The following is a 25,831-nucleotide window of genomic DNA, read 5'->3' on the forward strand; positions in this document are numbered from 1 at the left end:
TCTGTCAGCGGTTGGGCCGCCACGGGTCCGCCGACGCGAGCGGGTCGACCCAACTGCCGTAGCGGTTGACCTCCCGGGCGCGCAGCAGCGACCGGGTGACCTGGCCGAACTGCCGCTCGTCGTCGGCGCTGAAGAGCAGCACCTCGGATCCCCGGTACCAGCCCCACAACTCGTGGGGTGGTGGGCGCCAGCGATCGCCGACCAGGGCGAGAGCGGCCGGGAGCAGGAACACCGCGCCGAGGATCAGGTACGCCTCGGCGGTGAGGCGTTGCAGACCGCCGGTGAAGCCGAGGAGCACTCCCACGCCGCCGAGCATGCTGGCGGTGATGACGACGGCCCGGACGGCGATCCGGTCGTGCGGGCCCCGGGTGGTACGCAGATGGGTCAGGTCGGCGACCTGGTAACTGGTGCGACCGACGGTGAACCTGTCGACGGTCACGATGATGCCGGGCCGCGCGTAGAGCAGGGTCGGCCGGGCGCCCGGCACCGTTCGCGGCGGTCGCGTTTGTGCGCCTTCACGATTCACGGTTCCTCCCGCGGGGACGGTTGGCCGAGTGGACCCGCCGGTGACATTCATCGCTACCTGTCGACGGGATTCCCGGCTCCGGACTTCATTGTGTTGCGGCACCGCCAGTCGACCTGGGCATTTACGGGCTCCCGACAGCTCCCGAGGACCGGGTGACATCGCCGAGAAACAGCATCCATTTCAGGTTTTATCGGTTATGGAGGCCAGGAATCCGGCGGCATACGCCCGGAACGACGAAAGTCGTATATCCGTCAATAGGCGGCAAAGGGGGCGTTCTTCCCTCGTTCGGAGGCGTCATCAGCCACGATGGCGCCACCCAGCCCAGGGGCACGGCCCGCAACTCTCCCAACTTTCGCCCCTGCTTCAACTGCGAGTGACAACCGTCCCGGGTTAGGTTGGGCGAGCCGGTCCGGCCCAGTGCCGTCCGCTCGGATGGCCCCGGCCGGTGTCGTCGAGGGCGTCAGCAGCCCCGGCGGCCGTGGGAGAGGGGCCTTCCGCTCTTGTCATCCCTGAGAAATCTGCTGCGCACAGTGGCGCTGGTCGGCATGTCGGCCGCGCTGATCGCCCCGACGGCGGTGGCCCAGGCCGAGCCGTCCCCCGCCGACCTGACCCGCCGGATCGAGACGTCCTCGGCCGAGTTGGAGCGGGTCGTCGAGTCGTACAACAAACTGCGTGAGGAGATCAAGACAAACGAGGCCGCGGTGGCCCGATTACAGACCCGCATCGGCCCGCTCGAGCAGCAGGTCGAGCAGAGCCGGGCCGACGTGGCGAAGCTCGCCTCGACCGCGTACAAGAGTGGCGGCCTGCGCACCGCGGACGCCCTGCTGCGTCCCGGCGGCTCGGCCGCACTACTGGACCGGCTCGGCACGATCGAGCAGTTGACCCGCCAGCGGCAGGAGAGCATCTCCGGTTTCACCGCCAACCAGCGGCGGCTGCTCGACGAGAAGGCCCGCCTGGACGCCACGCTGACCCGGCAGGCCGCACAGGCTCGCCAACTCACGGCGGGTAAGAAGCAGATCGAGCAGGACCTGGCCAAGCTGTACGAGCTGCGTCGGCAGGCATACGGGGCCGCCACCGAGCGACCCGAGCCCAAGGCGGCGACGACCGAGGCCAAGAACATTCCCGCCGTGTCCGGTGCTGCCGGCACCGCTGTGCGCTACGCGTTCGGCGCGATCGGCAAGCCGTACGTCTGGGCAGCCGACGGGCCGAACGGCTACGACTGTTCCGGGCTGACCTCGGCGGCCTGGCGGGCGGCCGGTAGGTCGCTGCCGCACAACACCCGGATGCAGTGGAGCGCGGTCGCCCACATCGGGCGGGGCGACCTACGCCCCGGCGATCTGGTCTTCTACAGCGGGCTCGGGCACGTCGCCCTCTACGTGGGCGACGGCCAGGTGATCGACGCACCCAGCGCCGGTCGCAACGTGCTCAAGCGTGGGATGAACATGATGTCCATCCAGGGTTACGGCCGGGTCCGCTAACCACGACCGGCAACGGCGAACGGCCGGCGTCCCCCTATCGGACGCCGGCCGTTCGCCGTCATTACTACCAGGTCAGGCTGCCTGCAGCCCCTCTGCCCGGGCCAGCTCACGGAGCCGGCCGAGGGCCTGGATCTCGAGCTGCCGGATCCGCTCGCGGGACAGCGAGAAGCGGGACGCGACCTCGGTGAGCGAGTGCTCCCGGCCGTCCTCCAGCCCGTAGCGGGCTCGCATGATGCCGGCGGACCTGTCGTCCAGGTGGTTGAGCAGCCCCTCGATGCGCTGCCGCTCCAGGCCGCTGAGGACGATGTCCTCCGGCGACGGGGCGTCGCTGTCGGCGACCAGGTCACCGAGGTTCGTGTCGCCGTCGTCGCCCACCGGGGTGTCCAGCGAAACGGTGTCCTGCGACCAGCGGCGCAGCTCGTTCACCCGCTCGACGGTGACGCCGAGGGCGGTGGCGATCTGCTCCGGCTCCGGGTCGCTGCCCAACTCACGGGTCAGCTGCCGAGCCACGTTGCGCATCCGGTTGACGTCCTCCACCAGGTGCACCGGCAGACGGACGGTGCGCTCCTGCTGGGCGATCGCCCGGCTGATCGCCTGCCGGATCCACCAGGTGGCGTAGGTGGAGAATTTGTAGCCGCGCTCGTAGTCGAACTTCTCGACCGCCCGGACGAGGCCGGTGTTGCCCTCCTGGATCAGGTCCAGCATGGGCATCCCCGAGCGCACGTAGCGCCGGGCGATCGACACGACCAGCCGGAGGTTGGCGCGGATGAAGAGGTCCTTCGCCCGCTCCCCCTCGACGACCAGCCACTCCAGGTCGGCCCGGTCGACACCGGCGGGAACGGCTTCCTCACCGAGCAGGTGCTCGGCGTAGAGGCCGGCCTCGATCGCCTTGGAGAGATCGACCTCCTTGGCGGCGTCCAGCAGTGGCGTCCGGGAGATCTCGTGCAGGTAGACGCCGACCAGGTCGCGCTCCTCGGCAACCTCGTCGGTTCGCATGCCGATGTTCTTGTCCACGTTGCCCACGGTCCCCTCGCTCGCGCCGGTTGCCCGGTTCCTTGCCATTCCCCACGCCTGTCAGCCCCTGGTAACTTCTGCTGTGCCCATCGGTGCTGACACCTACACAACAGATGAGACGTGTCGGGGATTCCTCGTCGTGAGTCGAAAGTGTCACGAATGCCTGAGTAGTAGCTGAGAGCACGGTCCATGTTTGCTGTCAGCACCCCATCGGGTGGCTCGCCACTGGGCACCACGTACGGGTTACCGCACCATGGCAACACCGCCCGCCGCGGGGGCACAGCGACCCGGGTCACCACTGCAGTGCGATCCTGGTCACTGCCAAATACGCACCGGTGGACCGGTCGGTTCATCCACGGGGGTGTTATTACCCCCCGGCCAGATGAACAATCCGAGGCCCCGTTCGCTTCCCGGGGCGGCTGGCGCTAGGAGGCGAGCAGGGCGAGGGCGCCGCGCACCTGATCGGCCGAGCGGGCCAGCGCGGCCCGGGCGGCGTCGATCTCGGCGCCCGAGACGAGGGAGACGAGCGCCGTCTTCAGGTCGCCGTCGGCCTCGGTGAGGGCCCGGCGGGAGATCTCCTCGGAGCAGCCGGTCGCCTCGACCAGAATCGAGATCATTCGTCCGCGGAGTTTCGCGTTGGTGGCCACCATATCGATCATGAGGTTCGAGTAGACCCGGCCCAGGCGCACCATGACGGCTGTCGAGAACGTGTTGAGCACCAACTTCTGTGCTGTGCCCGCCTTCATCCGGGTCGACCCGGTGACCACCTCGGGTCCGGTGTCCACCCCGATGAACACGTCGACCGACCGGGCGGCCTCCGCCTCCGGATTGGCGCAGAGCAGCACCGTCGAAGCGCCCTTCGCGCGGGCTGCGGCGAGCGCCCCGAGGACGTACGGCGTGCGTCCGCTGGCCGCCAGACCGACCACCAGGTCCCCGGCACGTACACAACTGGCGGCCTCGACCGCGCCGCCCCGGTCGTCGTCCTCGGCGTCCTCAACGGCCCGCCACATGGCGTCCGGGCCCCCCGCGAGGTGTGCGCAGAACCAGTGTCGGGGCGAGTTGAAGGTGGGGGCCAGCTCGGCCGCGTCGAGCACCCCCAGTCGGCCGGAGGTGCCGGCCCCGAAGTAGTGCACCCGGTGACCCCCGCGCAGCGCCTCGACCGCCAGGTCGACGGTGGTGGCGATCTCGTCGAGCACCGCGGCGACCGCCGCCGGCACCCGCCGGTCCGCCTCGTTGATCACGGTGAGCACGTCCCGGGTCGACATCAGGTCCAGGTCGACGCTGAGCGGGTTACGCCGTTCGGTGGGTGCGCCCACCCGGACCGTCGGGCGAGCGGGCGGTGCGGGCATCTCCGCACCGGCCGTCATGCCCGCCTCCGGTTGGCACCCACCCGGTGCGACTGGACCGCCTCGGCTGTCGCTTCCAGTGCCTTGCGGGCCCGGGCCCGGTTGCGGGCGGCCACCCCGACGAAGAGGCAGTCGACAACTGTGAGCTGGGCCAGTCGGCTGGCCGTCGCGCCGGAGCGGTAGGTGGTCTCCCGGGCCGCCGTGGTCAACACGAAGTCCGCCACGTCGGTGATCGGCGAGCGCGGGAAGTTGGTCAACGCCACTGTCGCGGCACCGCGGGTACGGGCCTGCTCCAGCACCTCGATCACGTCCGAGGTGGTGCCGGTGTGCGAGATGCCGATGGCGACGTCACCCCGGCCGAGCAGGGCGGCCGAGGTCAGCGCGGTGTGCACGTCCGGGAAGTAGAAGGCGATCCGGCCGATGCGGTGCAGCTTCTGCTGGAAGTCCGAGGCGACGAACCCGCTGGCGCCGGCGCCGTAGATGTCGATCCGACCGGCGCCGCTGATCGCCTCGACCACCTGCTCGCAGATGGCAGGGTCGAGTTGCTCGGCAGTCTCCTCGACGGCGCGGGCGTCGTTGAACGCGATGGTGGCGATGATCTGGGCGAGGTCGGCACCGGGCGGGATGTCACCGCCGACCACTCGGGCGTCCGGTGGCTCGATCCGGCGGGCGGCCTCGGCGGCGAGGCGGATGCGCAGCTGGGGGTAGCCGTCCATGCCCACCGAACGGCAGAACCGGATGACTGTCGCCTCCGATGTCTCGGCGGCGGTTGCGAGGTCGGTGATTGTCCGCCGGGCGGCGGCCGCCGGGTCGGAGACGACCAGCCGGGCGACCCGCTGCTCGGCGGGCGACAGCGATGGCAACAGCCCGCTGATGTGGACGATCAGCCCACCGGGCTCGTGACTCGCAGAAATCTTCGGACTCTTCGCCACGGATGAAACTTACTTTCACCAAGCGTGAGCGTCAACTATGACTGTCCGAGGTGGGGGAAACTTCGATCGCCAGGATCACCGGTCCTGCACAGCCTGCCACTTCCCCAGGATCGCCGCCTCATCCGCCGGGTCGAGTCCACCCTGCCGGACGGCCGCCGGGTGCGCGGCCATCCAGGACGCGGTCGCCCGAACGGTGTCGACCAGCGGACGGACCGTCAGTCCGGCGTCCAGGGCCGGCCGGACGTCCCGGTCCATCAGGCCAGCGTTCTCCGGCAGTCGTACCCAGAGCGGCAGCGCCCGCTCCCCCGACCACTCGCGTACGTCCTGGGACACCAGGAACTCCTGATCGACCCAGGTCAGGACCGGATCGGCGACGCCCACCCCGGCAGCCACCCCGGCCAACATCTCGGCCCGGGACATCGCCGGACCGCTGCCGTCGTACGTGCCGCCGAGGCGGGTGCCGGCGGCGTGCAGCAACCAGCGCGCCAGATCGGCGACGTCCACGAACTGCACCCGGTCGGTCGGGCGCCCGGGGGCCAGCACCTCGCCGCCTGCCGACAGCCGCCGCACCCAGTACGGGAAACGGTCGCTCGGGTCCTCAGCGCCGACGATCAGCCCCGCTCGACAGATGAACGAACGGTCCACTCCGACCCGCTCGCGGACCAGCTCCTCGATGCTCACCTTGCACTCGCCGTACCAGCGGTGATCCGGGCCGATCGGACCGTCCACGTCCGGCGGCGCCGGTGCCAGCACCGGCGCGTCCGCCACGGTCCGGCCCGGGGTGGTGTGGTCCGCGTACACCGAGATCGTCGACACGAACGACCAGTGGCCGACATGGTCGGCAAGCGCGGCGAGCGCGTGCCGGGCGTGGCTGATCTGGCGGGTCACGTCGATCACGGCGTCGAAGCCCGCGTCGGCGAGCGGGACGAGCGCCTCCGGATCGTCGCGGTCGGCCGCCACGAACCGCGCGCCGGCCGGCACGACGCCGGACACGCCCCGGGCCGCGCAGGTCACCTCGTGCCCCTGCGCGACGGCGAGCCGGGCCGTCTCCCGGCCAAGGAACCGCGTGCCACCAAGAATCAGGATCCGCATGAACCGATCCTGCGCCCCCGGAGTCCACACAACCCAACCCGTCTGCCCAGGGCAGACGGCGATCATGAAGTTGTTGCCGCGACACGCCGATCCAAGCGGCAACAACTTCATGATCGACGCAGCGGGGCGCGGGGGACGGGGCGGGGGCACTAGCGTGGGGTTCATGGCAGGGCGCAGCGTTTTGGTGACCGGAGGTTCCGGTGGGCTCGGCGGGGCTGTCGTCGCCGCGTTCGTCGAGGCGGGCTGGCGGGTGGTCGTACCGGAGCGGAAAGCCCGGCCCGGGTCGGAGCAGGCGGCGGCCGGACTGGTCCGGGTCGTCGCGGACCTGGGCGATCCGGCGGGCGCGGCGCAGGCGGTCGAGGCCGCCGCCGGAAACCCGGCGGCACCGCTGCGCGCCGTGGTCAACCTCGTCGGGGGTACGCCAGCGGCGGGCTGGTGCACGAGACCCCGGTCGAGGAGTTCGAGCGGATGCTCACCGTCAACCTGCGGCCGACCTACCTGGTCACCCAGGCCGCGCTGCCGCACCTGGTGGCGGCCGGCGGCGGCGCGGTGGTCTGCGTCTCGGCCCGCGCGGCGGTCGCCCCGTTCCGCGGCGCGGCCGGCTACTCGACGGCCAAGGCGGCGGTGCTGGCCTTCGCCAACGCGGTGGCGGTGGAGTACCGGTCGCAGCACGTGCGCTGCAACACGGTACTGCCCAGCGTCATCGACACCCCGGCGAACCGGGCGGCCCAGCCCGACGCCGACCATTCCCGCTGGGTGACTCCGGACGAGATCGCGCCGGTGATCCGGTTCCTCGCGTCGGCCGAGTCCGCCCCGACCAGTGGCGCCACCGTTCCGGTCTACGGGCGGGCCTGAGCCACCATCGGGCCGAGGTCGTCCCCGGCCGACGCGGACGGCGGCAGCCAGGTCTCCAGGTGCGCCTGGATCTGCTCGGTCACCTCCTCGGCCGGGCGGCCCGCGTCCACCAGCACGAAGCTGGGGTATTCGGGCAGTGCCCGGTAGGCGGTGTCGGCGGCGGTCAGCCACCCCATCGTCTCGTGGTCGGTGCCGCGCTCCTCGATGCGCCGGTACGCCTCCGCCGGGTCGACGGCGAGCAGGAAGGTCACCTGCGGCGTCGGGAAGAGCCGGTAACCGGCCCGGGCGAGCCGCTCCCAGCGCTGCCCTCCGTGCGCCCGGATGCTCGCGTACTGGCAGGCCGAGTAGCGGTCCATCACCGCTGTCCGGCCGGTGAGCAGGCAGCTGATCAGGGCGACGGCGATGGCCAGCCAGCGCAGCACCGACTCCACGGCCAGCACGCCGTCACGCCCGACGAGGCGTTGCGCGTCCGGCCGGCCGAGTCGGTGGGCGAGCCGGCCGAGCCAGCGCCGACCACTGGCGTTACGGCGGTAGGTGGCGGGGCGCCCGGCGGCGTTCAACGCGTCGGCCAGCCGGTGTGCCTGAGTGGTCTTGCCCGAACCGTCGATGCCGATCAGGGCGACGGTGCGCAATCGGGCCTTGCGTCGTCGCATCCCCGATGATCTGGCCACTCTCCACAGGTTATCCGACCCACGCACCTGCTCCGCGAGGTTTGTGATGGTTCATCCCTGTTGACGCCCGACCGCGACACCGGCAGGTGTGGCCGACCGGAATGCCGGGTACCGGAGTTTGAAATCCAACCGCCGGTCCACCAACACGACGACGGAGGAACCAGATGGCTGAGCGCGGGGACGAGAGTCTTGTGCACACCCTCAAGAAGGTCGCCGCCGTGCTCAAGCAGTCCGAGATTCCGTTCGCCCTGGGCGGCAGCTTCGCCGTCTACGCCCACGGGGGCCACTCCAGCGATCACGACGTCGACTTCCTGATCCGGGAGGCCGACGTCGAGCAGGCGCTGGAGGCTCTGGTGGCCGCCGGCTTCGTCGCCGAGCGCCCACCGGAGGACTGGCTCGTGAAGGTCTTCGACGACGGCCGGATGGTGGACCTGATCCACCGGCCCATCGAGACGCCGGTGACCGAGGAGACGTTCGCCGACACGGTCGTCCGCCCGGTGGACGCGATCCACATGCCGGTGCTGTCCGCCAGCCAGCTGATGGTGCACAAACTGCTCAGCTTCTCCCAGCACTACTGCGACTTCGCCCGCGGTCTGCCGCTGGCCCGCTCGCTGCGGGAGCAGATCGACTGGGAACGGGTACGCAAGGAGACGCAGCACTCGCCGTACGCCGAGGCGTTCCTGGTGCTGCTGGACCGGCTGGAGGTGGTGCCGGCCGCCGGCACCCAGCCAGGAGAGGGGACATCGTGACCCACGATCGCGACATCGGCGCCGCGCCACCGGACGAGTACGTCGAAGCGGAGATCCAACGGTTGCTCGTCGAGGACCCTGCCGTCGCCGAACAGGGGATCACAGTGGTTCGGCGGGAACGCGCCCTCGTGCTCTACGGCGAGGTGGAGAGCGCGCACCGGCGGGAGGAGATCCTGCGTCGGGTGTCTGAGCGCTTCCCGGACGTGCCGATCACCAGTGACATCGGGGTGATCCGCGCCCAGGCGCCCACGGAGATCGAGCAACTGCCCTGAGGGAGGTTCCATGGTGATCCGGATCGCCGCTGTGGGCGACGTGCATCTGGACGAGGACGTGGTCGGCCGGTTCCGACCGGCGTTGGAGGAGCTGCCGGAGTGCGCCGACGTTCTGCTGCTGGCCGGGGACCTGACCCGGCATGGCACCGAGGCCGAGGCGCGCTGCGTGGCAGAGGAGTTCGGTGGGTTGGCCGTACCGGTGGTGACAGTGCTCGGCAACCACGACCACCAGTGTGACCAGGTGCCACAGGTGGTCAAGGTGCTGGAGGACGCGGGCATCACCGTGCTGGAGGGCAACGGGGTCGTGCTGGACTGCGCGGGCGGTCGGCTCGGCATCGCCGGCGTCAAGGGCTTCGGCGGCGGGTTCGCCGGGCGGTGCGCGAGTGACTTCGGCGAGCCGGAGATGAAGGCCTTCGTCCGCACCACCACCGACAGCGCGGACCGTCTCGGTGCGGCGCTGCGCTCACTGGACTGCGACATGCTCGTCGCGCTCACCCACTATTCACCGGTGCCGGACACGCTGGCCGGAGAGCCGCTGGAGATCTACCCGTTCCTCGGGTCGTACCAGTTGGGGCAGGCGATCGACTCGGCGCCCACGGCGTTGGCCGTGCACGGGCACGCGCACGCCGGCACCGAGCGCGGCACGACCCCCGGAGGGGTACGCGTCCGCAACGTCGCGCACCCCGTGATCAAGCAGGCGTACAGCGTGTTTCACGTTGGCGATCAACTCGACACCGACCAGGTTTCCCCGATCGGCCAGTCGGGTAGTCAGAGGTCATGGAGCTGATTCTCTGGATTCTCGCAGTCGTACTCGTGGTCGCCGGCATCCTCGCGCTGTTCCGCCGGCAGATCCTGTGGGGCATCGTCCTCATCGTCGTCGGGCTGTTGGTCGGCCCGGGTGGTGTCAGCATCTTCAATTAGCGTTCGTCAGCCGTAGTACCGGGACCCGCCGGGGTCGCCGCGACCGGAGCTTCGTCCTCCCGACAGGAGCACCGGCCGCAGCGATCCCGGCGTTTTTGTGGCGTTCGATCCCTTCGTCGGGTGGAAATATCTCGACCATGGAGACATCTCGGGGTGCGCCAGCGGCCTCCGGCCGGCGATCATGGTGGGCCCTTGCCGGCTTCGCGGCGGCGGTCTTCGTCGCGGCCGCGATCGGCGGACTGGGCGTACAGGGCACCACCGACGAGTACGCGAGCCTGCGGCAGCCCGGCTGGGCCCCGCCCTCGTGGCTCTTCGGCCCGGTCTGGTCTCTGCTCTACGCGCTGATCGCGGTGGCCGGCTGGCTGGTGTGGCGGCGGGTCGGCTTCTCCCCCGCCCTCTGGGCGTGGACCGCCCAACTGGTGCTCAACGCGATCTGGACCCCGCTGTTCTTCGGCGCGGGGCAGTACGGGTTGGCGTTCGCCGAGATCGTGCTGATGTGGCTGGCGATCGGCCTGACAGTGGTGCTGTTCGCCCGGGTGTCCCGGGTGGCGGCGGCGCTGCTGCTGCCGTACTGGGCCTGGGTCACCTTCGCGGCCGCCTTGAACCTGTCGATCTGGCAGCTCAACAACTGACCAACCGGTCCCCGGGGGCGGCGCCCGCCGGGGACCGTGGCTGTTGCCGGGTCAGCAGCGGGGTACGCCGGGGATGTATCCGTCGGAGCCGGTGTACACGTACGCGTCGGCAATGTAGCGGCCGGAGCCGATCCGGTCCCAGATCGAACTGGTGCCGTAGGTGCCGGTGACAGTGGTGCCACTGGTCTGGCAGGCGATGGTCACCCGGGTGCCGTCAGCGACGGTGCCCACCGAGGCGTAGCCGGTGCCGGGGCCGGAGCGGACGGTCAGCGGCGTCCCGCTGGTGTCGACGGTGCCGTTGCCGCCGCCCGAGGAGCACCCGTTGTCACTGGTGTAGCTCTTGGTGCCCCAGTACAGCCCGAGGGTGCCGTTGAAGCGGACCTGGATGTCGGCGCCGTTGAGGCGCTGCTCGTAGTGCAGGTGTGGGCCGGTCGAGCCCCCGGTGCTGCCGACCCAGCCCAGTACCTTGCCGTACCCGACCGTCTGCCCGACCGAGACGTTGAAGCCGTTGAGGTGCGCGTAGTAGGTGCTGTAACCGCCCCCGTGGTTGATTCGGACGTACTTGCCGTAGCTCGTGCCGCCGAGGTCGGTCACCCGGTCGACAGTGCCGGGGGCGCTGGCGACCACCGGGTCGCCGGAGTCGTCGGTGCGGTTGAAGTCGACGGCGTACGCCGGGCTGTGGCCCGACCGGGTCTGCCCGGACCAGGACTGGCCGCACGGGAACGGCACCTTGAAGGTCGGCGCGGCGAGTGCGGGAGTCGCCGGCACCAGCGCTCCCCCGACGAAGAGACCCGTCACCAGCAGGCTGATCCACCGCTTACGCATACAGCTCCTCCTATGTCGAAAACCTTCGATACGGTGGGCTCAGCCTGACAGATATCGTCAATCTTCGAAAGAGTCCACAGCATGTCCCGGGAGCGCGCCCACCAGGCAGCCTTCAGGTTTCCGGATTGTTACTCGCTCGTGTCTGACAGGGGGTGGACCGGGCCGGATGCAAGCGCTTACATGTGTGCACGCCCAATCGGACCGGCGACGGGTCCCAGCACGACCGCGCCGGCTAGGAAGGAGGACGGCATGGCGGTCTTTACCAGACCACGCCAGGCCTTCGTGATCGCCGGTGTACTCGGGCTGGCGCTCAGCGCCACCGCCTGCGGTACCGGCGACGACAAGAAGAGCAGCAAAGCGGGCTCCGCGGAGTGCGCCGCATACGACAAGTACCAGGGTAACGACGGCAAGAAGGTCTCCATTTACGCGTCCATCCGTGACGCCGAGGCCGACCTGCTGGAGCGGTCGTGGTCGCAGTTCACCGAGTGCACCGGCATCGAGATCGCCTACGAGGGCAGCGGCGAGTTCGAGGCGCAGCTGCCCGTCCGGGTCGACGGCGGCAACGCCCCCGACATCGCCTTCGTGCCCCAGCCGGGCCTCGTGAAGCGCTTCGCGGACGCCGGCAAGCTCAAGTCCCTCGGCGCCGACACCAAGGCCCTCGCCGAGCAGAACATGCCTGCCGACTGGCTGAAGTACGGCACCGTGAACGGGACGCTCTACGGCGTGCCGCTCGGCGCCAACGTGAAGTCCTTCGTCTGGTACTCGCCGAAGACGTTCAAGGAGAAGGGCTGGGAGGTTCCGACCACCTGGGACCAGCTCATCGCCCTGAGCGACAAGATCGCCGCCAGCGGCACGAAGCCGTGGTGTGTGGGCGTCGAGTCCGGTGACGCCACCGGCTGGCCGGCCACCGACTGGATCGAGGACGTGATCCTGCGTACGCAGGGCCCCGAGGTCTACGACCAGTGGACCACCCACGGCATCCCGTTCAACGACCCGAAGATCGTCGACGCGGTCGACCGCGCCGGCAGCATCCTCAAGAACGAGAAGTACGTCAACGGCGGCTTCGGCGGCGTCAAGAGCATCACCACCACCGCCTTCCAGGAGGCGGGCCTGCCGGTGACCACCGGCAAGTGCGCGATGCACCGACAGGCGTCGTTCTACGCCAACCAGTTCCCCGAGGGCACCAAGGTGGCCGAGGACGGCGACGCGTTCGCCTTCTACTTCCCGGCCATCGACCCGGCCAAGGGCAAGCCGGTGCTGGGCGCTGGCGAGTTCGTCGTCGCCTACGCGGACCGTCCCGAGGTCCAGGCGGTGCAGACCTACCTCGCCTCCGCGGAGTACGTGAACAGCCGCGCGAAGCTCGGCAACTGGGTCACGGCGAACAACAAGCTGGACATCGCCAACGTCGCCAGCCCCATCGACAAGCTGTCCGTCCAGATTCTGCAGGACAAGACGGGCACCTTCCGCTTCGACGGATCCGACCTGATGCCGGCCGGCGTCGGCGCGGGAACGTTCTGGAAGGGCATGGTCGAGTGGCTGAACGGCAAGGCGACCGCCCCGGTGCTCCAGGGCATCGAGAGCAGCTGGCCTAAGTGATCCCGGCGGTGGCCCGGTCCGCTGACGCGGGCCGGGCCACCGGCCGAGGTGGACCCGGAAGGGAGGGTTGATGGAGTTCGACTTCGCCGATCAGCAGCCGAAGTTCCTCATGCTGATGTATGGGCTGCTCGCCTTCGTGTTGGTGGTGGGCGGTCTGCTACTGCTGCTCGACGTGGTGCCGGCCTGGTTCGCCCGGCGACGGGAGGCGCAGCTCGTCGCCGCCTCCGTGAGCGGGGCGCCACTGCCCCGCCGACGCAGGCAGCGGGAGGGGGTCTTCGCGCTCTTCTTCCTGCTGCCGACGCTGCTGCTGCTCACCATCGGTCTGGTCGTGCCGGCCATCCGCACCGTGCTGCTCTCCCTGATGAACGGGGACAGCACCGAATGGGTAGGGCTGCGCAACTACAGCTTCCTGTTCTCCGACGACGCGATGCTCCGGGTCCTGACCAACACCCTGATCTGGGTGCTCCTGGTCCCACTTGTGGCGACCGGGTTCGGCCTGATCTACGCCGTACTCGTGGACAAGGCCCGGTTCGAGGCCATGGCCAAGTCACTGATCTTCCTGCCGATGGCGATCTCGTTCGTCGGCGCCAGCATTATCTGGAAGTTCGTCTACGCCTACCGGGGTGAGGGCGACCAGATCGGTCTGCTCAACCAGATCGTCGTCAGCCTGGGCGGTGAACCCAAGCAGTGGCTGCTCGAATCACCACTGAACACGCTGCTGCTGATCGTCATCATGATCTGGATCCAGGCCGGTTTCGCCATGGTGGTGCTCTCCGCCGCGATCAAGGCGATCCCCGGCGACATCGTCGAAGCCGCCCGGCTCGACGGCGTCAGCCCGTGGCAGATGTTCTGGCAGATCACCATGCCGAGCATCCGACCGGCGCTGATCGTCGTGATGGTCACCCTCACGATCGCCACGCTCAAGGTCTTCGACATCGTCCGGACCTCGACGAACGGCAACTACGACACCAGCGTGATCGCCAACGAGATGTACAACCAGGCGTTCCGGTACGGCCAGAGCGGGCAGGGTTCCGCGCTCGCGGTCTTCCTCTTCATCCTGGTCATCCCGGTCGTGATCTACCAGATCCGCAACCTCCGTCAACAGCGGGAGGGCTGAGATGACTGCCGCAACGCCCACCGTCGCCGCCGGCACCCAGAAGACCGACGGCACCCCGTCCACCACGGCCGGCCGGGTCCGCAGGCGGTTGAACAGCCGCACCGCGACGCTCGTCTCGATCGTCATCGCGGTGGTCTGGACCATCCCGACCTTCGGTCTGCTCGTCTCCTCCCTCCGACCGGAGGACGAGATCAAGACCACCGGCTGGTGGACGGCCTTCACCAACCCGCAGTTCACGTTCGAGAACTACGAGCAGGTCCTGTTCGGGCGATCGGCGTCCTCCGGGCAGCTCGCCGGGTCCTTCATCAACTCGCTGGCGATCACCATCCCGTCGGTGCTCTTCCCGCTCGCCTTCGCGTCCCTCGCCGCGTACGCGCTCGCGTGGATCAACTTCCGCGGCCGGGACTGGCTCTACATCGCGATCTTCGCGTTGCAGATCGTGCCGTTGCAGATGGCCCTGGTGCCGCTGCTGAAGTTCTTCTCCACAGGTGTCACCCTCGGCGGTGTCACCCTGATGCCGGCCTGGGATCTGGTCGACGAGCAGAAGTTCGCCCAGGTGTGGTTCGCGCACACCTGCTTCGCGCTTCCGTTCGCCGTCTTCCTGCTGCACAACTTCATCTCGCAACTGCCGGGTGATCTGATGGAGGCGGCCCGGGTCGACGGGGCCACCCACCCGAAGATTTTCCGCACCATCGTGCTGCCCCTGATCACCCCGGCGCTGGCGGCGTTCGGCATCTTCCAGTTCCTCTGGGTCTGGAACGACCTGCTGGTCGCGCTGATCTTCGCAGGCGGCAGCGACGAGACCGCTCCGCTCACCGTCCGGCTCGCCGAGATGGCCGGCACCCGGGGCAACGAGTGGCAGCGCCTCACCGCCGGTGCGTTCGTCAGCATCGTCGTACCGCTCATCGTGTTCCTGTCCCTGCAGCGCTTCTTCGTGCGAGGTCTGCTCGCCGGCAGCGTCAAGGGCTGACCCGCGCGCCCGCCGCCGCCTGGCCCCTCGGGCGGCGGCGGGCGCTCCGGGCACCGAGCGGGGGTAACCGTGACGAGGATCGATGATGTGGCCCGGCTGGCCGGAGTGTCCACGGCCACCGTCTCGCGGGCGCTGCGCGGGCTGCCGACGGTCTCGGCCGCCACCCGGCGCCGGGTGCTCGCCGCCGCCGAGCAACTGGACTACGAGGTCTCGCCGAGCGCGTCCCGGCTCGCCGGCGGCCGGACCGGCACGGTCGCGGTGGTGGTCCCCCGGATCACCCGCTGGTTCTTCAGCACCGTCGTCGAGGCGGTCGAGGAGTACCTCCACCAGTCCGGCTACGACCTGCTGCTCTACAACCTGGGCGGCCGGGAGCAGGTCCGCCAGCGGGTTTTGCGTACGGCCAACCTGCACAAGCGGGTGGACGCGATGATGCTCGTCGCCACGCCGCTGCGCCCGGCCGACCTGACCGCTCTGGCCACGCTGGAGCTGCCCGGTGTCACCATCAGCTCGGGCAGCAGGGTGCCCAACTGGCCGTGCGTACGGATCGACGACGTGGCTGCCGCGCGGGCCGCCACCAGGCATCTGATCGACCTCGGCCATCACCGGATCGCCCACATCTCCGGCGACCCGGATGACGAGTTGGCCTTCACCACCCACCTCGACCGACGCCGGGGTTACCAGGCGGCGCTGCGCTCCGCCGGCCTGCGACCCGACCCGACCCTGGACATCGAGTCCACCTTCACCATCGACGGCGGCAACCGGGCCACCGCCGAGCTGCTGGCCCGCGGCGAGCCGCCGACCGCGATCGTGGCCGCCTGCGACGAGATGGCGATGGGCGCGTTGACCGCCCTGCGCGACGTCGGACTGCGGGTGCCGCAGGACGTCAGCGTCATCGGCATCGACGACCACGACCTGGCCGGTGTGCTCGGGCTCAGCACCGTCGCCCAGCCCGCCGCCGAGCAGGGCCGGCTGGCCGCCCAGATGCTGCTCGACCCGCTCGGGGCCCGGCCGCCGGGCCCCATCGTCAGTCAACGGGGCGCCGGTTGCGACACTCCGGTTGTCCTGCCCACTCGGTTGGTGGTCCGGGATTCGACCGCACCGCCCCGGGCACACTGAAATCCACACACCGCAACACGGGAGACGACCCTGAACACCGACCCGACGCAGCAGACCCCCTCCGGTCACCCGCCCACCGGCTGGTGGACCGAGGCCGCCATCTACCAGATCTACCCCCGCTCGTTCGCCGACTCGGACGGGGACGGCATCGGTGACCTGCCCGGCATCACCGCCCGCCTCGACCACCTCGTCGAGCTGGGCGTGGACGCGGTGTGGCTCTCTCCCTTCTATCCCTCGCCGCAGGCCGACGCCGGTTACGACGTGGCCGACTACCGCGACATCGACCCGCTCTTCGGCACCCTTGCCGACGCGGACAAGCTGATCGCCGAGGCCCGGTCCCGCAACCTGCGGGTGATCGTCGACCTGGTCCCGAACCACACCTCCTCGGCGCACCGCTGGTTCCAGGCCGCGCTGCCGGCCGCGCCCGGCAGCCCGGAACGCTCGCGGTACATCTTCCGGGACGGCGGCGGTCCGGCCGGCGACCAGCCACCGAACGACTGGCAGAGCGTCTTCGGCGGTCCAGCCTGGACCCGGACGGTCGACGCCGACGGGCAGCCCGGCCAGTGGTACCTGCACCTGTTCGACACCGGGCAGCCGGACCTCAACTGGGACAACCCCGAGGTACACGCCGAGTTCCTGGACGTGCTCCGGTTCTGGCTGGACCGTGGGGTGGACGGCTTCCGCGTCGACGTGGCGCACGGCCTCATCAAGCAGGCCGACCTGGCCGACTGGCAGGAGCCCCAGGAGATCCTCTCCGGCAACGAGGGCGACAAGCCCCGCCCGCCGATGTGGGACCAGGACGGCGTACACGAGATCTACCGGCAGTGGCGGCAGGTTCTGGACAGCTACCCCGGTGAGCGGGTGCTGGTCGCCGAGGCCTGGGTGGAGCCGGCCGAGCGGCTGGCCCGCTACGTCCGCCCGGACGAGATGCACCAGGCGTTCAACTTCGAGTATCTGCTCGCCGCGTGGACCGCACCGGCCCAGTACGCGGTGATCACCCGCTCGTTGGAGGCGACCGACTCGGTAGGCGCGCCGACCACCTGGGTGCTGTCCAACCACGACGTGGTGCGGCACGCCTCCCGGCTCGGCCTGCCGATCGGCACCGTACGCCCCAACGGCATCGGCATCGGCGACCCGCAGCCGGACGCCGCGCTCGGTCTGCGGCGGGCCCGGGCGGCCACTCTGCTGATGCTCGCGCTGCCCGGCTCGGCGTACCTCTACCAGGGTGAGGAGCTGGGGCTGCCCGAGCACACCACCCTGCCCGACGAGGCCCGGCAGGACCCGACCTGGGCGCGCAGCGGGCACACCCAGCGCGGCCGGGACGGCTGCCGGGTGCCGATCCCGTGGGAGGCCGACGCCCCGTCGTACGGCTTCGGGCCGACCGACGCGAGCTGGCTGCCGCAGCCCGCTCTCTGGGCGGAGTACGCGCTGGACCGCCAGCGCGACGTGCCCGGCTCGACGTACGAGCTGTACCGCACGGCGCTGCGGTTGCGTCGTGCCCACGGGCTGGGTCGCGGCACCCTGGAGTGGTTGCCCTCCGGCGACGAGGTGCTGAGCTTCCGCAACGGTGCGCTGACCGTGCTGACCAACTTCGGTGCCACCCCGGTGGCGGTGCCGGCCGGCGCCGAGGTGCTCGCCGCCAGCGCGGCCCTGGACGACGACGGTGCGGTCCCGGCTGACGTGACCGTCTGGCTGCGCGGCTGATCTGACGCAGCGGGGGGCCAAGATCCGCGCAACAGCACGGATGTTGGCCCCTCACGCTCGCCCGAGGCAGCACGTGGCGATGGCGCGTCAGAGGCGGTCCGCCCTGGTGTGGAGCAGGTCGTGCACGTTGTCGATGTCCGCGGGTGAGGTCCGCGAGGCGAGCCAGTACATGACACCTGTCGGGATGAAGAAGAGCTGGAACGCGGCCAGCCCGACGGCGAAGTTCAGCGGTGGCGGGAATGCCGTTCGCAGTGCCTGGAAGGCCACCCCGACCAGCCCGTTGCCGGCCGCGCGACCGACCCCGTTGACCAGGTTGCCCAGGCTGTAGACCGTGCCCCGGTGCTCCGGCGGGTTGACGTCGGCGATCAACGCGAACCAGTTCGGCGAGTTGGCCGAGGTCAGCGCGAGCGCCACGATCGCGGTGAGCAGGCTCAACCCGACCGAGGGTTCGGTGAACACACTGGCCAGCACCGCACCGACCACCGCGCCGCCGCTCGCGCCGTCCGGCACGTCGATGGTCACCGGGACGAAGAACAACACCAGGTAGAACGGCAGCGCGGCGAGGATGCCGACCGCTGCGACAAGTGCCCGCCCGCGCGGCGTACGCCGTTGCACCGCGTCGCCGATCAGCCCACCCACGATGGACAGCACCCCACCGAGCTGGAACAGGGTGGCGAAGACGCTGCCCACCACCACCGCTGTCGACGTCGAGTAGCCCTGGGCCTCGGCCCGTTCGGCGAAGAGCACCGGCAGCCAGACCAGCGAGCCGAACGCTGCCTGCGCGGTCAGACCCTGCAGGATCAGCCACCGGTTGGTCCGCCGGGCCAGGATGCGCGGCAGGTCTGCGCGGCTGATCCGGTAGTCGTACTCGGCGCCCGCGTCGAGCCTGCCGGCCAGCTCCGGCTCGCTCTGGCCACGCCTGACGTCGTACGTGAACAGGTAGGCCAGGGTGGCGACCAGACCGACGCCGGTCAGCAGCAGGAACGGTCGCCGCCAGTCGGTCGCCCCGAGCAGCCCGCCGACGAGGGTTCCGGCGAGGGTTCCGACCCCCTGGGAAAGCCCCCAGAAGCTCATCACCAGCCCGCGCCGGGTCGGTGAGATCAGGTCGGTGACCACGGAGAAGCCCACCGAGCCGACCGCGCCGAGGCCGATCGCCGCGACCAGCTGCGCGGCCAGGAACGTCAGGTAACCGCCGGCGAGCGCGCTACCGCCGGTGCCGGCCGCCCAGAGGAGCGTGCCCACCATGAGCAACGGCTTGCGGTTGGTCCGGTCCCCGACGTACGCCCAGCCGACCGCGGCGACCGCGCTGACCAGGAAGCTGACCGCGGTGACCACGCCGAGCAGCCGCCCGGACACGTCGAACGCGTCGGAGATCGGGCCGTACAGCGGGGGGACCAGCCCGATCGCCACATTGTCCAGCGAGGCGAGCAGCACGAACACCACGACGCTGTACAACCGGTGCGCCCGCCCACCGCCCCGACCGTGCGGGCGCAGCCCGGGCCCGCCACTGGTCACCGTCATGACCGGCAGCCAACCAGACTCCGTGGAGGCGGTCGTCACGCGGGTGGGTGCCGGTCACCGCCGACAGGCACCCACCCGCGTCGATCCCGACGCTCAGCGCCGGTCGAGCACCAACCCGCGAGCCGCGGCGTACTGGTCGCGGACGGCGGGGACGGACTCCGCCGCGTACTCCTCGGTGCCCTCGACCGCCCAGACCGGCGGCGCGGCACCACCCAGGGCGAGCCAGGCGGCCTGCCGGGCGGCCCCGTCCGCGACGTACTCCCCGCCGGCGGGACGACGACCGGGCAGCCGAAGACCTGCGGGGCGATCTGACGCACCGCGGCCGACCGGGCCCCGCCGCCGACCAGGATGACCCGGCGGACGGTGGCACCCTGCGCGGTCAACGCGTCCAGGCCGTCGGCGAGCGCGCAGAGCATGCCCTCCACGGCGGCCCGCGCCAGGTGCGCGGGGGTCGACGTACGCAGGGTCAGGCCGTGCACCGCGCCGGTGGCGAGCGGCCGGTTCGGCGTCCGCTCACCCTCCAGGTAGGGCACCATGACCAGCCCGTCCGCCCCGGCCGGCGCGGAGAGCGCCAACTCGGCCAGCTCGTCCAGGTTGACGCCGAGCATGGCGGCGGCGGCGTCCAGCACCCGGGCCGCGTTGAGCGTGCAGACCAGGGGCAGGAAACGGCCGGACGCGTCGGCGAAGCCGGCGACGGCACCGCTCTCGTCGGCGGCCGGCACGTCGGCGACGCTGAACACGGTGCCGGAGGTGCCGATCGAGACGACCACGTCGCCCGGACCTGCGCCGACGCCCAGCGCGGCGGCGGCGTTGTCCCCGGTGCCCGCGCCGAGCAGCGCTCCGCCCGGCCCGCCCAGCTCGTCGGCGAGCTTCCCGGCCGACTCGGCCGGGCCGAGCACCTCGGGCACCACCAACCGCCGACCGAAGCCCCGCTCCAGCAGGTCCAGTCGGTAGTCGCCGGTCGCCGGCGACCAGTAACCGGTGCCGCTGGCGTCACCGCGGTCGGTACGCAGCGCGCCCAACCCGGGTGCGCCGGCGAGCCGCCAGGTCAACCAGTCGTGTGGCAGGCAGACGGCGGCCACCCGGGCGGCCAGCTCCGGTTCGTGTCGGGCCAGCCACCGCAGCTTGGTGATGGTGAAGCTGGCCACCGGAACGCTGCCGGTGGCCTCGGCCCAGAACCGGCTCCCGGCCGAGCCGCCACCGGCCTCCTCGATGAGGTCGGCGGCGGCGTCGGCGGATCGGGTGTCGTTCCACAGCAGCGCCGGGCGGACCACCCGGCCGTCCTCGTCGAGACACACCATGCCGTGCTGCTGGCCGGCGACGGAGATCGCCGCCACGTCGGCCAAGCCGCCGGCCTGGTCGGCGGCGCTGCGCAGCGCCTGCCACCAGGCTTCCGGGTCGACCTCCGTGCCGTCCGGGTGCGGTGCCCGGCCCTGCCGGAGCAGGGCGCCGGTCTCCGCGTCCCGGATCACCACCTTGCAGGACTGGGTGGACGAGTCAACGCCTGCGACCAACGGCATGGCGGGGCCTCAGCGGGCGCCGAGCAGGTGCTCGACGGCGAGCTGGTTGAGCCGGACGAAGGCGAAGCCCCGGGCGGCCACCGCGTCGACGTCGACATCCTCGAACGCGGACCTGTCGGCCAGGAACTCCTCGTAGCCCTCGCCGTCGCCGAGCGTCGGCGTGCTCAGCTCGCCGACCTTGCTGGTGGCGAGCGCCTCGATCACCTCGGGGTCGGCACGGAACGCCGCAGCGCGCTCCTTGAGCAGCAGGTAGGTGCTCATGTTGGCCGCCGCGGAGGCCCACACGCCGTCCATGTCCTCGGTGCGGGAGGGCTTGTAGTCGAAGTGCCGCGGCCCGTCGTAGGCCGGCCCGCCGTTGGGGCCGCCGTTCTCCAGGAGGTCCACCAGGGCGAACGCGTTCATCAGGTCACCGTGGCCGAAGACCAGGTCCTGGTCGTACTTGATGCCGCGCTGGCCGTTGAGGTCCAGGTGGAACAGCTTGCCCTGCCAGAGCGCCTGGGCGATGCCGTGGGCGTAGTTGAGCCCGGCCATCTGCTCGTGGCCGACCTCCGGGTTGAGGCCGACCAGCTCCGGGTGGGCCAGCTGGGAGATGAAGCCGAGCGCGTGCCCGATGGTCGGCAGCAGGATGTCGCCGCGCGGCTCGTTGGGCTTGGGCTCCAGAGCGAACCGCAGGCCGTAGCCCTTGTCGATGGAGTACTGGGTGAGCAGGTCCACCGCCTCGCGGTAGCGGTCCAGGGCGGCGCGGACGTCCTTGGCGAGGTCGTACTCGGAGCCCTCGCGGCCACCCCACATGACGAAGGTGCTCGCACCCAGCTCGGCGGCGAGGTCGACCTGGCGCAGCACCTTGCGCAGCGCGAAGCGGCGGACGTCGCGGTCGTTGCTGGTGAAGCCACCGTCCTTGAAGATCGGGTGGGTGAAGAGGTTGGTGGTGACCATCGGCACCACGAGGCCGGTCTCGTCGAGGGCCTTGCGGAACCGGGCGATGTGCTGGTCACGGCCGGCGGCGTCGGCGCCGAACGGGATCAGGTCGTCGTCGTGGAAGGTGATGCCGTAGGCGCCCAGCTCGGCGAGCCGGTGCACTGCCTCGACCGCGTCGAGCTCGGGACGGGTAGCGTCACCGAACGGGTCACGGGCCTGCCAGCCCACGGTCCAGAGCCCGAAGGAGAACTTGTCGGCGGGGGTGGGACGGGGTGCCATGAGCGACCTCCGGGGTGGTGTTGTCCGCTATTTGTTCAGCGATTGAATTATTTGCCCACCATATGGCACTGTCAAGGGGTGAGCCTCACCCACGCCCCGGCCGGCGCAGTCCGTCAGGGCAGTCTGCGCGAGCTCAACCTCGCCCTGGTCCTCGGCCGCATCGCAGCGGCCGACCGACCGCCCTCCCGGGCCGACCTGGCGACCGCTACCGGCCTGACCAGAGCCACCGTGTCCGCCGTGGTCGAGGACCTGCTCGCCGGCCAACTGGTCAGTGAGTCCGACCCCGCGCCCCGCTCGGGCGCCGGCCGCCCGGCGCGTGGACTGGTCCTGGCGGATCAGGGGCCGGCCGGGCTGGGCCTGGAGGTCAACGTCGACTACCTGGCGGTCTGCGTGGTGGACCTCGCCGGCCAGGTCCGACACCGTACGGTGCACCGCGCCGACCTGCGCCCGGTGGCCCCCGCCGACGCCCTGGCCCACCTGGTCGAGATGGCCGGGACAGCCCGCGACGATGCCGCCCGGCACGGCCTCACCCTGATCGGGGCCGCGCTCGCGGTGCCCGGCCTGGTGGACGACGCCGGGCTGGTCCGGCTCGCACCGAACCTCGGCTGGCGCGACGTGCCGGTGCCCGCGCTGCTCGCCGAGCACCCTCCGCTGATCGAGCAGGTTCCCGGCGTCCCGGCGCTGGTGGTGGACAACGAGGCCAACCTCGCGGCGCTCGGCGAGCTGCACTCCCAGCCACCCGGCCCGTCCAGCTTCCTGCACATCTCCGGGGAGGTGGGCATCGGCGCCGGTATCGTGCTGGACGGCGCGCTGTTTCGCGGCGTACGCGGGTGGAGCGGCGAGATCGGGCACCTTCCGGTCCACCCCGAGGGCCGTCCGTGCCGCTGCGGCGGGCAGGGCTGCCTGGAGCAGTACGCCGGCCAGGAGGCGATCGTGGCCGCCGCCGGGCTGGCCCGGGCGGAGCTCCCCGCGGACACCGCGACGGCCCGGCTCGCCGAGTTGGCCGAGGCCGGCGACGCCGACGCGCTGCGGGCGCTGCACGACGCCGGTACGGCGCTCGGCGTGGCGGTGGCCGGCGTCGTCAACCTGCTCGACCTGGACACCGTGGTGCTCGGTGGCGGTTACGCGGCGCTCGCGCCCTGGTTGTGTCCCCCGGTCCTCGCCGAGATCGGCGCCCGGGTGCTCACCGCCGCGTGGTCGCCGGTCACGGTTCGGCCGTCGACGCTCGGCGCGGAGGCCGCCGCGGTAGGTGCCGCCGGCTCGGTGGCCCGCCGGATCGTCGCCCAGCCCGCTGGCTGGCTGGCCCGCTGCGGCTGATCGTCACCCTGAGCGCCGTGGGCCTCCGTCGGGGAGGATCGGTATCCTTGCTCCCAGGCAACGATCCCCGGTGAGGAGTCGAGAAGCAGCATGCGCACACGTCGTCAGACGCGAGCCGGCGTCCGGCGTTGACCACGACCCGGCAACCCGGCGGCGCCCCGCTGCCGGCCGATGAGCGGTTGGCCCGCGAGCTGCTCGACGGGCTCGCCGAGGCCGTGCTGACAACCGACGGGACGGGCCGGGTCACCCTGGTCAACGCCATGGCGGCCGAGCTGATCCCGGAGATCGACGCCGGCACCGAGCTGGCCCGCTGCCCGGTGGCTGCTCTGGCCCGGGCGGTCGTCGACGGCGCTGACCGCTTCGACGCCGACCACCACGGCCGGCGACTGCGCGGCGTGCGGCGACAACTCGCCGGCTCCCGCTGGGCGTGGTATGTCCGCGACGTCACCGACGAGCACGCCCGCGCCGACGCGCTGCTCGCCGAACGTTCCCGCACCGCGTTCCTCGCCCAGGCCGGCAGCCGGCTGGCGCTGGCCCTGCACCGGGACCAGGTCCTCCTGGCCACCACCACGCTCGCCGTCCCCTATCTGGCCGACGTCGCCGTGGCACTGCCCCGACCGATCGCACCGGCCGAGCAGCACGCCCGCTGGATCCGGTACGCCGACGGCGAGCCCGCCCCGGTCACCGGGCTGGCCAGTCCCGCGCTGACCGGCACCGTGCCCGGGCTGGCCGAGGCCCTGGCGGGCGACCGCGCCGAGCCGGGCCCCTGGCCTGCCGCCACGCGTACCGACCTCGCCGACCTGCTGCCGCCCGGGTTCGGGCCCGCGGGCACGGTGCTGGTCACCCCGCTGCTCAGCGCCAGCGGGTCGGCCGGCGCGCTGCTGCTCATCCGTCGGCCCGGTCGGGACGCTTTCGACCCGCGCGACGTGGAGCTGGCCCGGGAGTTCGCCGCCCGCGCGGGTGCCGCGCTGGCCACCGCCGACCTGCACGATGAGCAGGCCCACCTGGCGCGGGTGCTGCAGACCAGCCTGCTCCCACCTGAGCTGCCCGTCGTGCCCGGCGTGACCATGGCCGGCGGCTACCGGGCAGCGGGCGACACACTGCGCATCGGCGGTGACTTCTACGAGGTGTTCCCGCACCCGCGCGGTGCCCTGTTCGCGCTCGGGGACGTGTGCGGCAAGGGCGTGGGCGCGGCGGTGCTGACCGGCCGGGTCCGCCAGTCGTTGCAGACGCTGCGGCTCGTCGAGCAACGCCCGCTGGAGCTGATCCAGCTGCTCAACCAGGCGCTGTTCGACGCGCCGGACGCGGCACGGCGCAGCCAGTTCACCACGGTGCTGCTCGGTTCACTCGACCGGCGGCCGTCCGGGCTGGACGTCCGGATCGCCGGCGGGGGGCACCCGGCGCCACTGCTGGTCACCGTCGACGGCACGGTCACCCCGATCCCGGTCGGCGGCATGCCGGTGGGGGCGCTGAGCGCCGCACGGTTCGCCGAGACCCGGGTACACCTCGAACCGGGCGACCTGCTGCTCGCGTACACCGATGGGGTGATCGAGGCGCGCGGCCCGCGCGACGCGGAGATGTTCGGCGAGGCCCGGCTGCGTGCCGCGCTCGTGCCGGCGGCCGGGCAACCGCCGGCGGCGCTGATCGACGGGGTGCTCCGGGCGGTCGACGACTGGCTGGACGGCCAGGCCCACGACGACATCGCGATGCTGGCCGTGGGCGCGCCGGCGCCGGCATGACCGACCGGCGCGGGCTCGACTGCCCTGGTCAGGCGGTACGTGCCACCGGCGGCTCGCCGGCAGGCCATTCTCGGGTGGTGCCTACCGATCGTTCCGGGCCACCCGACGGACCCGTCCACACCGCTCGGGTCTGCCGACCCGCATCGCCCGACCAGTCCCCCGACCGGCCACCGGGCCGGTCCGGGTCGTCCGGCCAGTCACCCTGGCCCGGTGTCGGCGCGTTCTGCGCCTGCTGGCGGCGGGCGGTCTCGTCGAACTCCCGCATCCCGCGCAGCAGCGCGTCGCGGCCCTCCCGGCTCATCCCTGCCAACACCGCGTCGAGCTGGGCCTGGCGATCGGCCCGCAGCTCGGCGACGAGCCGGCGGGCCTCCGGGGTGAGGTGCAGCGAGATCTCCCGCCGGTCGAAGCGGCCCGGCTCGCGCTCCAGCATGCCGGCGGCGACCAGCCGGTCGCAGAGGCGGCTGGCGGAGCTGAGCAGCATGTCGAGTCGGGTGGCGAGCCGGCGCAGGTTGATCCCGTCGGACTGCTCCACCACCATCACCGCCCGTAACTGCGCGCCGGACACGCGGTTGGCGGTCCCCTCCCGGGCAGACTCCCAGATGCCAAGCAGGGCAGCAGCCGCCGCGTCCAGCGCGGCAGCCATACTCGTCTCAGGGTCCGTCGGACGGTTCAGTTCGGCCATGGTGGCCCGAGAGTACTCCGAACCCACTGGTGGTCGAGC

At 71.3% G+C, this 25,831-nt stretch carries 23 protein-coding genes and 2 pseudogenes; 14 read left to right on the forward strand and 11 right to left on the reverse strand.

Annotation, left to right across the window (positions count from 1 at the left end; all coding sequences use genetic code 11):
• Positions 1 to 4: 4 nt before the first annotated feature.
• Positions 5 to 526 carry a DUF6232 family protein gene (locus ACQP0U_RS26755; protein WP_433312238.1) on the reverse strand — a complete coding sequence of 174 codons (522 nt, stop codon included), beginning with the start codon at positions 524 to 526 and terminating at the stop codon, positions 5 to 7.
• Positions 527 to 1,026: 500 nt separating this feature from the next.
• On the opposite strand from ACQP0U_RS26755, the gene ACQP0U_RS26760 reads away from it, so the two are divergent.
• Positions 1,027 to 2,004 (forward strand): NlpC/P60 family protein, encoded by a 978-nt coding sequence (locus ACQP0U_RS26760; RefSeq protein WP_433312241.1) that lies wholly within the window; start codon positions 1,027 to 1,029, stop codon positions 2,002 to 2,004.
• A gap of 72 nt (positions 2,005 to 2,076) precedes the next feature.
• Here the strand turns inward: ACQP0U_RS26760 and ACQP0U_RS26765 are convergent, their stop codons facing one another.
• The 4 genes from ACQP0U_RS26765 to ACQP0U_RS26780 all read right to left on the reverse strand — a co-directional run bounded on the left by ACQP0U_RS26765 (position 2,077) and on the right by ACQP0U_RS26780 (position 6,388).
• Positions 2,077 to 3,066, reverse strand: a complete 990-nt coding sequence (locus ACQP0U_RS26765; RefSeq protein ID WP_196919428.1) for a sigma-70 family RNA polymerase sigma factor — start codon at positions 3,064 to 3,066, stop codon at positions 2,077 to 2,079.
• A 377-nt stretch (positions 3,067 to 3,443) separates the two neighbouring features.
• On the reverse strand, positions 3,444 to 4,385 hold the full coding sequence (gene murQ / locus ACQP0U_RS26770) for an N-acetylmuramic acid 6-phosphate etherase (protein ID WP_433312243.1): 942 nt from the start codon (positions 4,383 to 4,385) through the stop codon (positions 3,444 to 3,446).
• Positions 4,382 to 5,296, reverse strand: coding sequence for a MurR/RpiR family transcriptional regulator (locus tag ACQP0U_RS26775; RefSeq protein WP_238684507.1), 915 nt, complete (start codon positions 5,294 to 5,296; stop codon positions 4,382 to 4,384). The genes murQ and ACQP0U_RS26775 overlap by 4 nt, the downstream gene beginning before the upstream one ends.
• A 75-nt stretch (positions 5,297 to 5,371) precedes the next feature.
• On the reverse strand, positions 5,372 to 6,388 hold the full coding sequence (locus ACQP0U_RS26780; RefSeq protein ID WP_433312246.1) for an NAD-dependent epimerase/dehydratase family protein: 1,017 nt from the start codon (positions 6,386 to 6,388) through the stop codon (positions 5,372 to 5,374).
• 163 nt (positions 6,389 to 6,551) lie between these two features.
• Between ACQP0U_RS26780 and ACQP0U_RS26785 the strand changes: the two are divergent.
• A pseudogene (locus tag ACQP0U_RS26785) lies at positions 6,552 to 7,243 on the forward strand (SDR family NAD(P)-dependent oxidoreductase).
• On the opposite strand, the gene ACQP0U_RS26790 reads toward ACQP0U_RS26785, so the two are convergent.
• Positions 7,228 to 7,896 (reverse strand): dTMP kinase, encoded by a 669-nt coding sequence (locus tag ACQP0U_RS26790; protein ID WP_433321185.1) that lies wholly within the window; start codon positions 7,894 to 7,896, stop codon positions 7,228 to 7,230. The pseudogene ACQP0U_RS26785 and the gene ACQP0U_RS26790 sit on opposite strands and share 16 nt — an antisense overlap.
• Before the next feature lie 182 nt (positions 7,897 to 8,078).
• Between ACQP0U_RS26790 and ACQP0U_RS26795 the strand changes: the two genes are divergently transcribed.
• The 5 genes from ACQP0U_RS26795 to ACQP0U_RS26815 all read left to right on the forward strand — a co-directional run bounded on the left by ACQP0U_RS26795 (position 8,079) and on the right by ACQP0U_RS26815 (position 10,488).
• Positions 8,079 to 8,663 (forward strand): nucleotidyltransferase, encoded by a 585-nt coding sequence (locus tag ACQP0U_RS26795; protein ID WP_433312249.1) that lies wholly within the window; start codon positions 8,079 to 8,081, stop codon positions 8,661 to 8,663.
• On the forward strand, positions 8,660 to 8,935 hold the full coding sequence (locus ACQP0U_RS26800) for a hypothetical protein (RefSeq protein WP_433312251.1): 276 nt from the start codon (positions 8,660 to 8,662) through the stop codon (positions 8,933 to 8,935). The genes ACQP0U_RS26795 and ACQP0U_RS26800 overlap by 4 nt, the downstream gene beginning before the upstream one ends.
• A gap of 10 nt (positions 8,936 to 8,945) precedes the next feature.
• Entirely contained in the window at positions 8,946 to 9,722 is a 777-nt protein-coding gene (locus ACQP0U_RS26805) for a metallophosphoesterase family protein (RefSeq protein WP_091405690.1), read from the forward strand.
• Positions 9,713 to 9,856 carry a GPGG-motif small membrane protein gene (locus ACQP0U_RS26810; RefSeq protein WP_007464364.1) on the forward strand — a complete coding sequence of 48 codons (144 nt, stop codon included), beginning with the start codon at positions 9,713 to 9,715 and terminating at the stop codon, positions 9,854 to 9,856. Before ACQP0U_RS26805 ends, ACQP0U_RS26810 begins: the two co-directional genes overlap by 10 nt.
• A 137-nt stretch (positions 9,857 to 9,993) precedes the next feature.
• On the forward strand, positions 9,994 to 10,488 hold the full coding sequence (locus tag ACQP0U_RS26815; RefSeq protein WP_433312254.1) for a TspO/MBR family protein: 495 nt from the start codon (positions 9,994 to 9,996) through the stop codon (positions 10,486 to 10,488).
• Between the two features lie 51 nt (positions 10,489 to 10,539).
• On the opposite strand, the gene ACQP0U_RS26820 is transcribed toward ACQP0U_RS26815, so the two are convergent.
• A complete protein-coding gene (locus tag ACQP0U_RS26820) occupies positions 10,540 to 11,313 on the reverse strand; it encodes a peptidoglycan DD-metalloendopeptidase family protein (protein ID WP_433312256.1) in 774 nt (257 codons plus the stop codon).
• A gap of 249 nt (positions 11,314 to 11,562) precedes the next feature.
• On the opposite strand from ACQP0U_RS26820, the gene ACQP0U_RS26825 reads away from it, so the two are divergent.
• The 5 genes from ACQP0U_RS26825 to ACQP0U_RS26845 all read left to right on the forward strand — a co-directional run bounded on the left by ACQP0U_RS26825 (position 11,563) and on the right by ACQP0U_RS26845 (position 17,816).
• A complete protein-coding gene (locus ACQP0U_RS26825) occupies positions 11,563 to 12,909 on the forward strand; it encodes an ABC transporter substrate-binding protein (protein WP_433312259.1) in 1,347 nt (448 codons plus the stop codon).
• A gap of 70 nt (positions 12,910 to 12,979) precedes the next feature.
• Positions 12,980 to 14,026 (forward strand): carbohydrate ABC transporter permease, encoded by a 1,047-nt coding sequence (locus ACQP0U_RS26830; RefSeq protein WP_433312261.1) that lies wholly within the window; start codon positions 12,980 to 12,982, stop codon positions 14,024 to 14,026.
• Position 14,027: 1 nt separating this feature from the next.
• Positions 14,028 to 14,996 (forward strand): carbohydrate ABC transporter permease, encoded by a 969-nt coding sequence (locus ACQP0U_RS26835; protein WP_433312264.1) that lies wholly within the window; start codon positions 14,028 to 14,030, stop codon positions 14,994 to 14,996.
• 69 nt (positions 14,997 to 15,065) lie between these two features.
• On the forward strand, positions 15,066 to 16,112 hold the full coding sequence (locus tag ACQP0U_RS26840) for a LacI family DNA-binding transcriptional regulator (RefSeq protein ID WP_433312267.1): 1,047 nt from the start codon (positions 15,066 to 15,068) through the stop codon (positions 16,110 to 16,112).
• Between the two features lie 30 nt (positions 16,113 to 16,142).
• Positions 16,143 to 17,816 (forward strand): glycoside hydrolase family 13 protein, encoded by a 1,674-nt coding sequence (locus ACQP0U_RS26845; RefSeq protein WP_433321188.1) that lies wholly within the window; start codon positions 16,143 to 16,145, stop codon positions 17,814 to 17,816.
• Between the two features lie 87 nt (positions 17,817 to 17,903).
• Here ACQP0U_RS26845 and ACQP0U_RS26850 read toward each other — a convergent pair whose 3' ends face one another.
• The 3 genes and pseudogenes from ACQP0U_RS26850 to xylA all read right to left on the reverse strand — a co-directional run bounded on the left by ACQP0U_RS26850 (position 17,904) and on the right by xylA (position 22,054).
• Positions 17,904 to 19,337 (reverse strand): MFS transporter, encoded by a 1,434-nt coding sequence (locus tag ACQP0U_RS26850; protein ID WP_433312270.1) that lies wholly within the window; start codon positions 19,335 to 19,337, stop codon positions 17,904 to 17,906.
• 93 nt (positions 19,338 to 19,430) lie between these two features.
• Positions 19,431 to 20,857: pseudogene (gene xylB / locus ACQP0U_RS26855) on the reverse strand (xylulokinase).
• Positions 20,858 to 20,866: 9 nt separating this feature from the next.
• A complete protein-coding gene (gene xylA, locus ACQP0U_RS26860; protein WP_433312272.1) occupies positions 20,867 to 22,054 on the reverse strand; it encodes a xylose isomerase in 1,188 nt (395 codons plus the stop codon).
• Positions 22,055 to 22,132: 78 nt separating this feature from the next.
• Between xylA and ACQP0U_RS26865 the strand changes: the two genes are divergently transcribed.
• Together ACQP0U_RS26865 and ACQP0U_RS26870 are read left to right on the forward strand one after the other, a co-directional pair.
• On the forward strand, positions 22,133 to 23,371 hold the full coding sequence (locus tag ACQP0U_RS26865; RefSeq protein ID WP_433312275.1) for an ROK family protein: 1,239 nt from the start codon (positions 22,133 to 22,135) through the stop codon (positions 23,369 to 23,371).
• A gap of 128 nt (positions 23,372 to 23,499) precedes the next feature.
• A complete protein-coding gene (locus ACQP0U_RS26870; protein ID WP_433312277.1) occupies positions 23,500 to 25,110 on the forward strand; it encodes a SpoIIE family protein phosphatase in 1,611 nt (536 codons plus the stop codon).
• A gap of 28 nt (positions 25,111 to 25,138) precedes the next feature.
• On the opposite strand, the gene ACQP0U_RS26875 is transcribed toward ACQP0U_RS26870, so the two are convergent.
• Complete coding sequence (locus ACQP0U_RS26875; RefSeq protein ID WP_433312280.1) at positions 25,139 to 25,753, reverse strand: MarR family winged helix-turn-helix transcriptional regulator; 615 nt, start codon at positions 25,751 to 25,753, stop codon at positions 25,139 to 25,141.
• Positions 25,754 to 25,831 lie beyond the last annotated feature (78 nt).

Source organism: Micromonospora sp. CA-269861 (assembly GCF_050948505.1).
Lineage (GTDB): Bacteria > Actinomycetota > Actinomycetes > Mycobacteriales > Micromonosporaceae > Micromonospora.

What these genes read in the sequence shown, in the direction of transcription:
- ACQP0U_RS26765 (WP_196919428.1), bottom strand. Translation starts at nt 3,066, where the DNA reads ATGGCAAGGAACCGGGCAACCGGCGCGAGCGAGGGGACCGTGGGCAAC.
- murQ (WP_433312243.1), bottom strand. Translation starts at nt 4,385, where the DNA reads ATGACGGCCGGTGCGGAGATGCCCGCACCGCCCGCTCGCCCGACGGTC.
- ACQP0U_RS26780 (WP_433312246.1), bottom strand. Translation starts at nt 6,388, where the DNA reads ATGCGGATCCTGATTCTTGGTGGCACGCGGTTCCTTGGCCGGGAGACG.
- ACQP0U_RS26790 (WP_433321185.1), bottom strand. Translation starts at nt 7,896, where the DNA reads ATGCGACGACGCAAGGCCCGATTGCGCACCGTCGCCCTGATCGGCATC.
- ACQP0U_RS26795 (WP_433312249.1), top strand. Translation starts at nt 8,079, where the DNA reads ATGGCTGAGCGCGGGGACGAGAGTCTTGTGCACACCCTCAAGAAGGTC.
- ACQP0U_RS26805 (WP_091405690.1), top strand. Translation starts at nt 8,946, where the DNA reads ATGGTGATCCGGATCGCCGCTGTGGGCGACGTGCATCTGGACGAGGAC.
- ACQP0U_RS26810 (WP_007464364.1), top strand. Translation starts at nt 9,713, where the DNA reads ATGGAGCTGATTCTCTGGATTCTCGCAGTCGTACTCGTGGTCGCCGGC.
- ACQP0U_RS26815 (WP_433312254.1), top strand. Translation starts at nt 9,994, where the DNA reads ATGGAGACATCTCGGGGTGCGCCAGCGGCCTCCGGCCGGCGATCATGG.
- ACQP0U_RS26820 (WP_433312256.1), bottom strand. Translation starts at nt 11,313, where the DNA reads ATGCGTAAGCGGTGGATCAGCCTGCTGGTGACGGGTCTCTTCGTCGGG.
- ACQP0U_RS26825 (WP_433312259.1), top strand. Translation starts at nt 11,563, where the DNA reads ATGGCGGTCTTTACCAGACCACGCCAGGCCTTCGTGATCGCCGGTGTA.
- ACQP0U_RS26830 (WP_433312261.1), top strand. Translation starts at nt 12,980, where the DNA reads ATGGAGTTCGACTTCGCCGATCAGCAGCCGAAGTTCCTCATGCTGATG.
- ACQP0U_RS26835 (WP_433312264.1), top strand. Translation starts at nt 14,028, where the DNA reads ATGACTGCCGCAACGCCCACCGTCGCCGCCGGCACCCAGAAGACCGAC.
- ACQP0U_RS26850 (WP_433312270.1), bottom strand. Translation starts at nt 19,337, where the DNA reads ATGACGGTGACCAGTGGCGGGCCCGGGCTGCGCCCGCACGGTCGGGGC.
- xylA (WP_433312272.1), bottom strand. Translation starts at nt 22,054, where the DNA reads ATGGCACCCCGTCCCACCCCCGCCGACAAGTTCTCCTTCGGGCTCTGG.
- ACQP0U_RS26875 (WP_433312280.1), bottom strand. Translation starts at nt 25,753, where the DNA reads ATGGCTGCCGCGCTGGACGCGGCGGCTGCTGCCCTGCTTGGCATCTGG.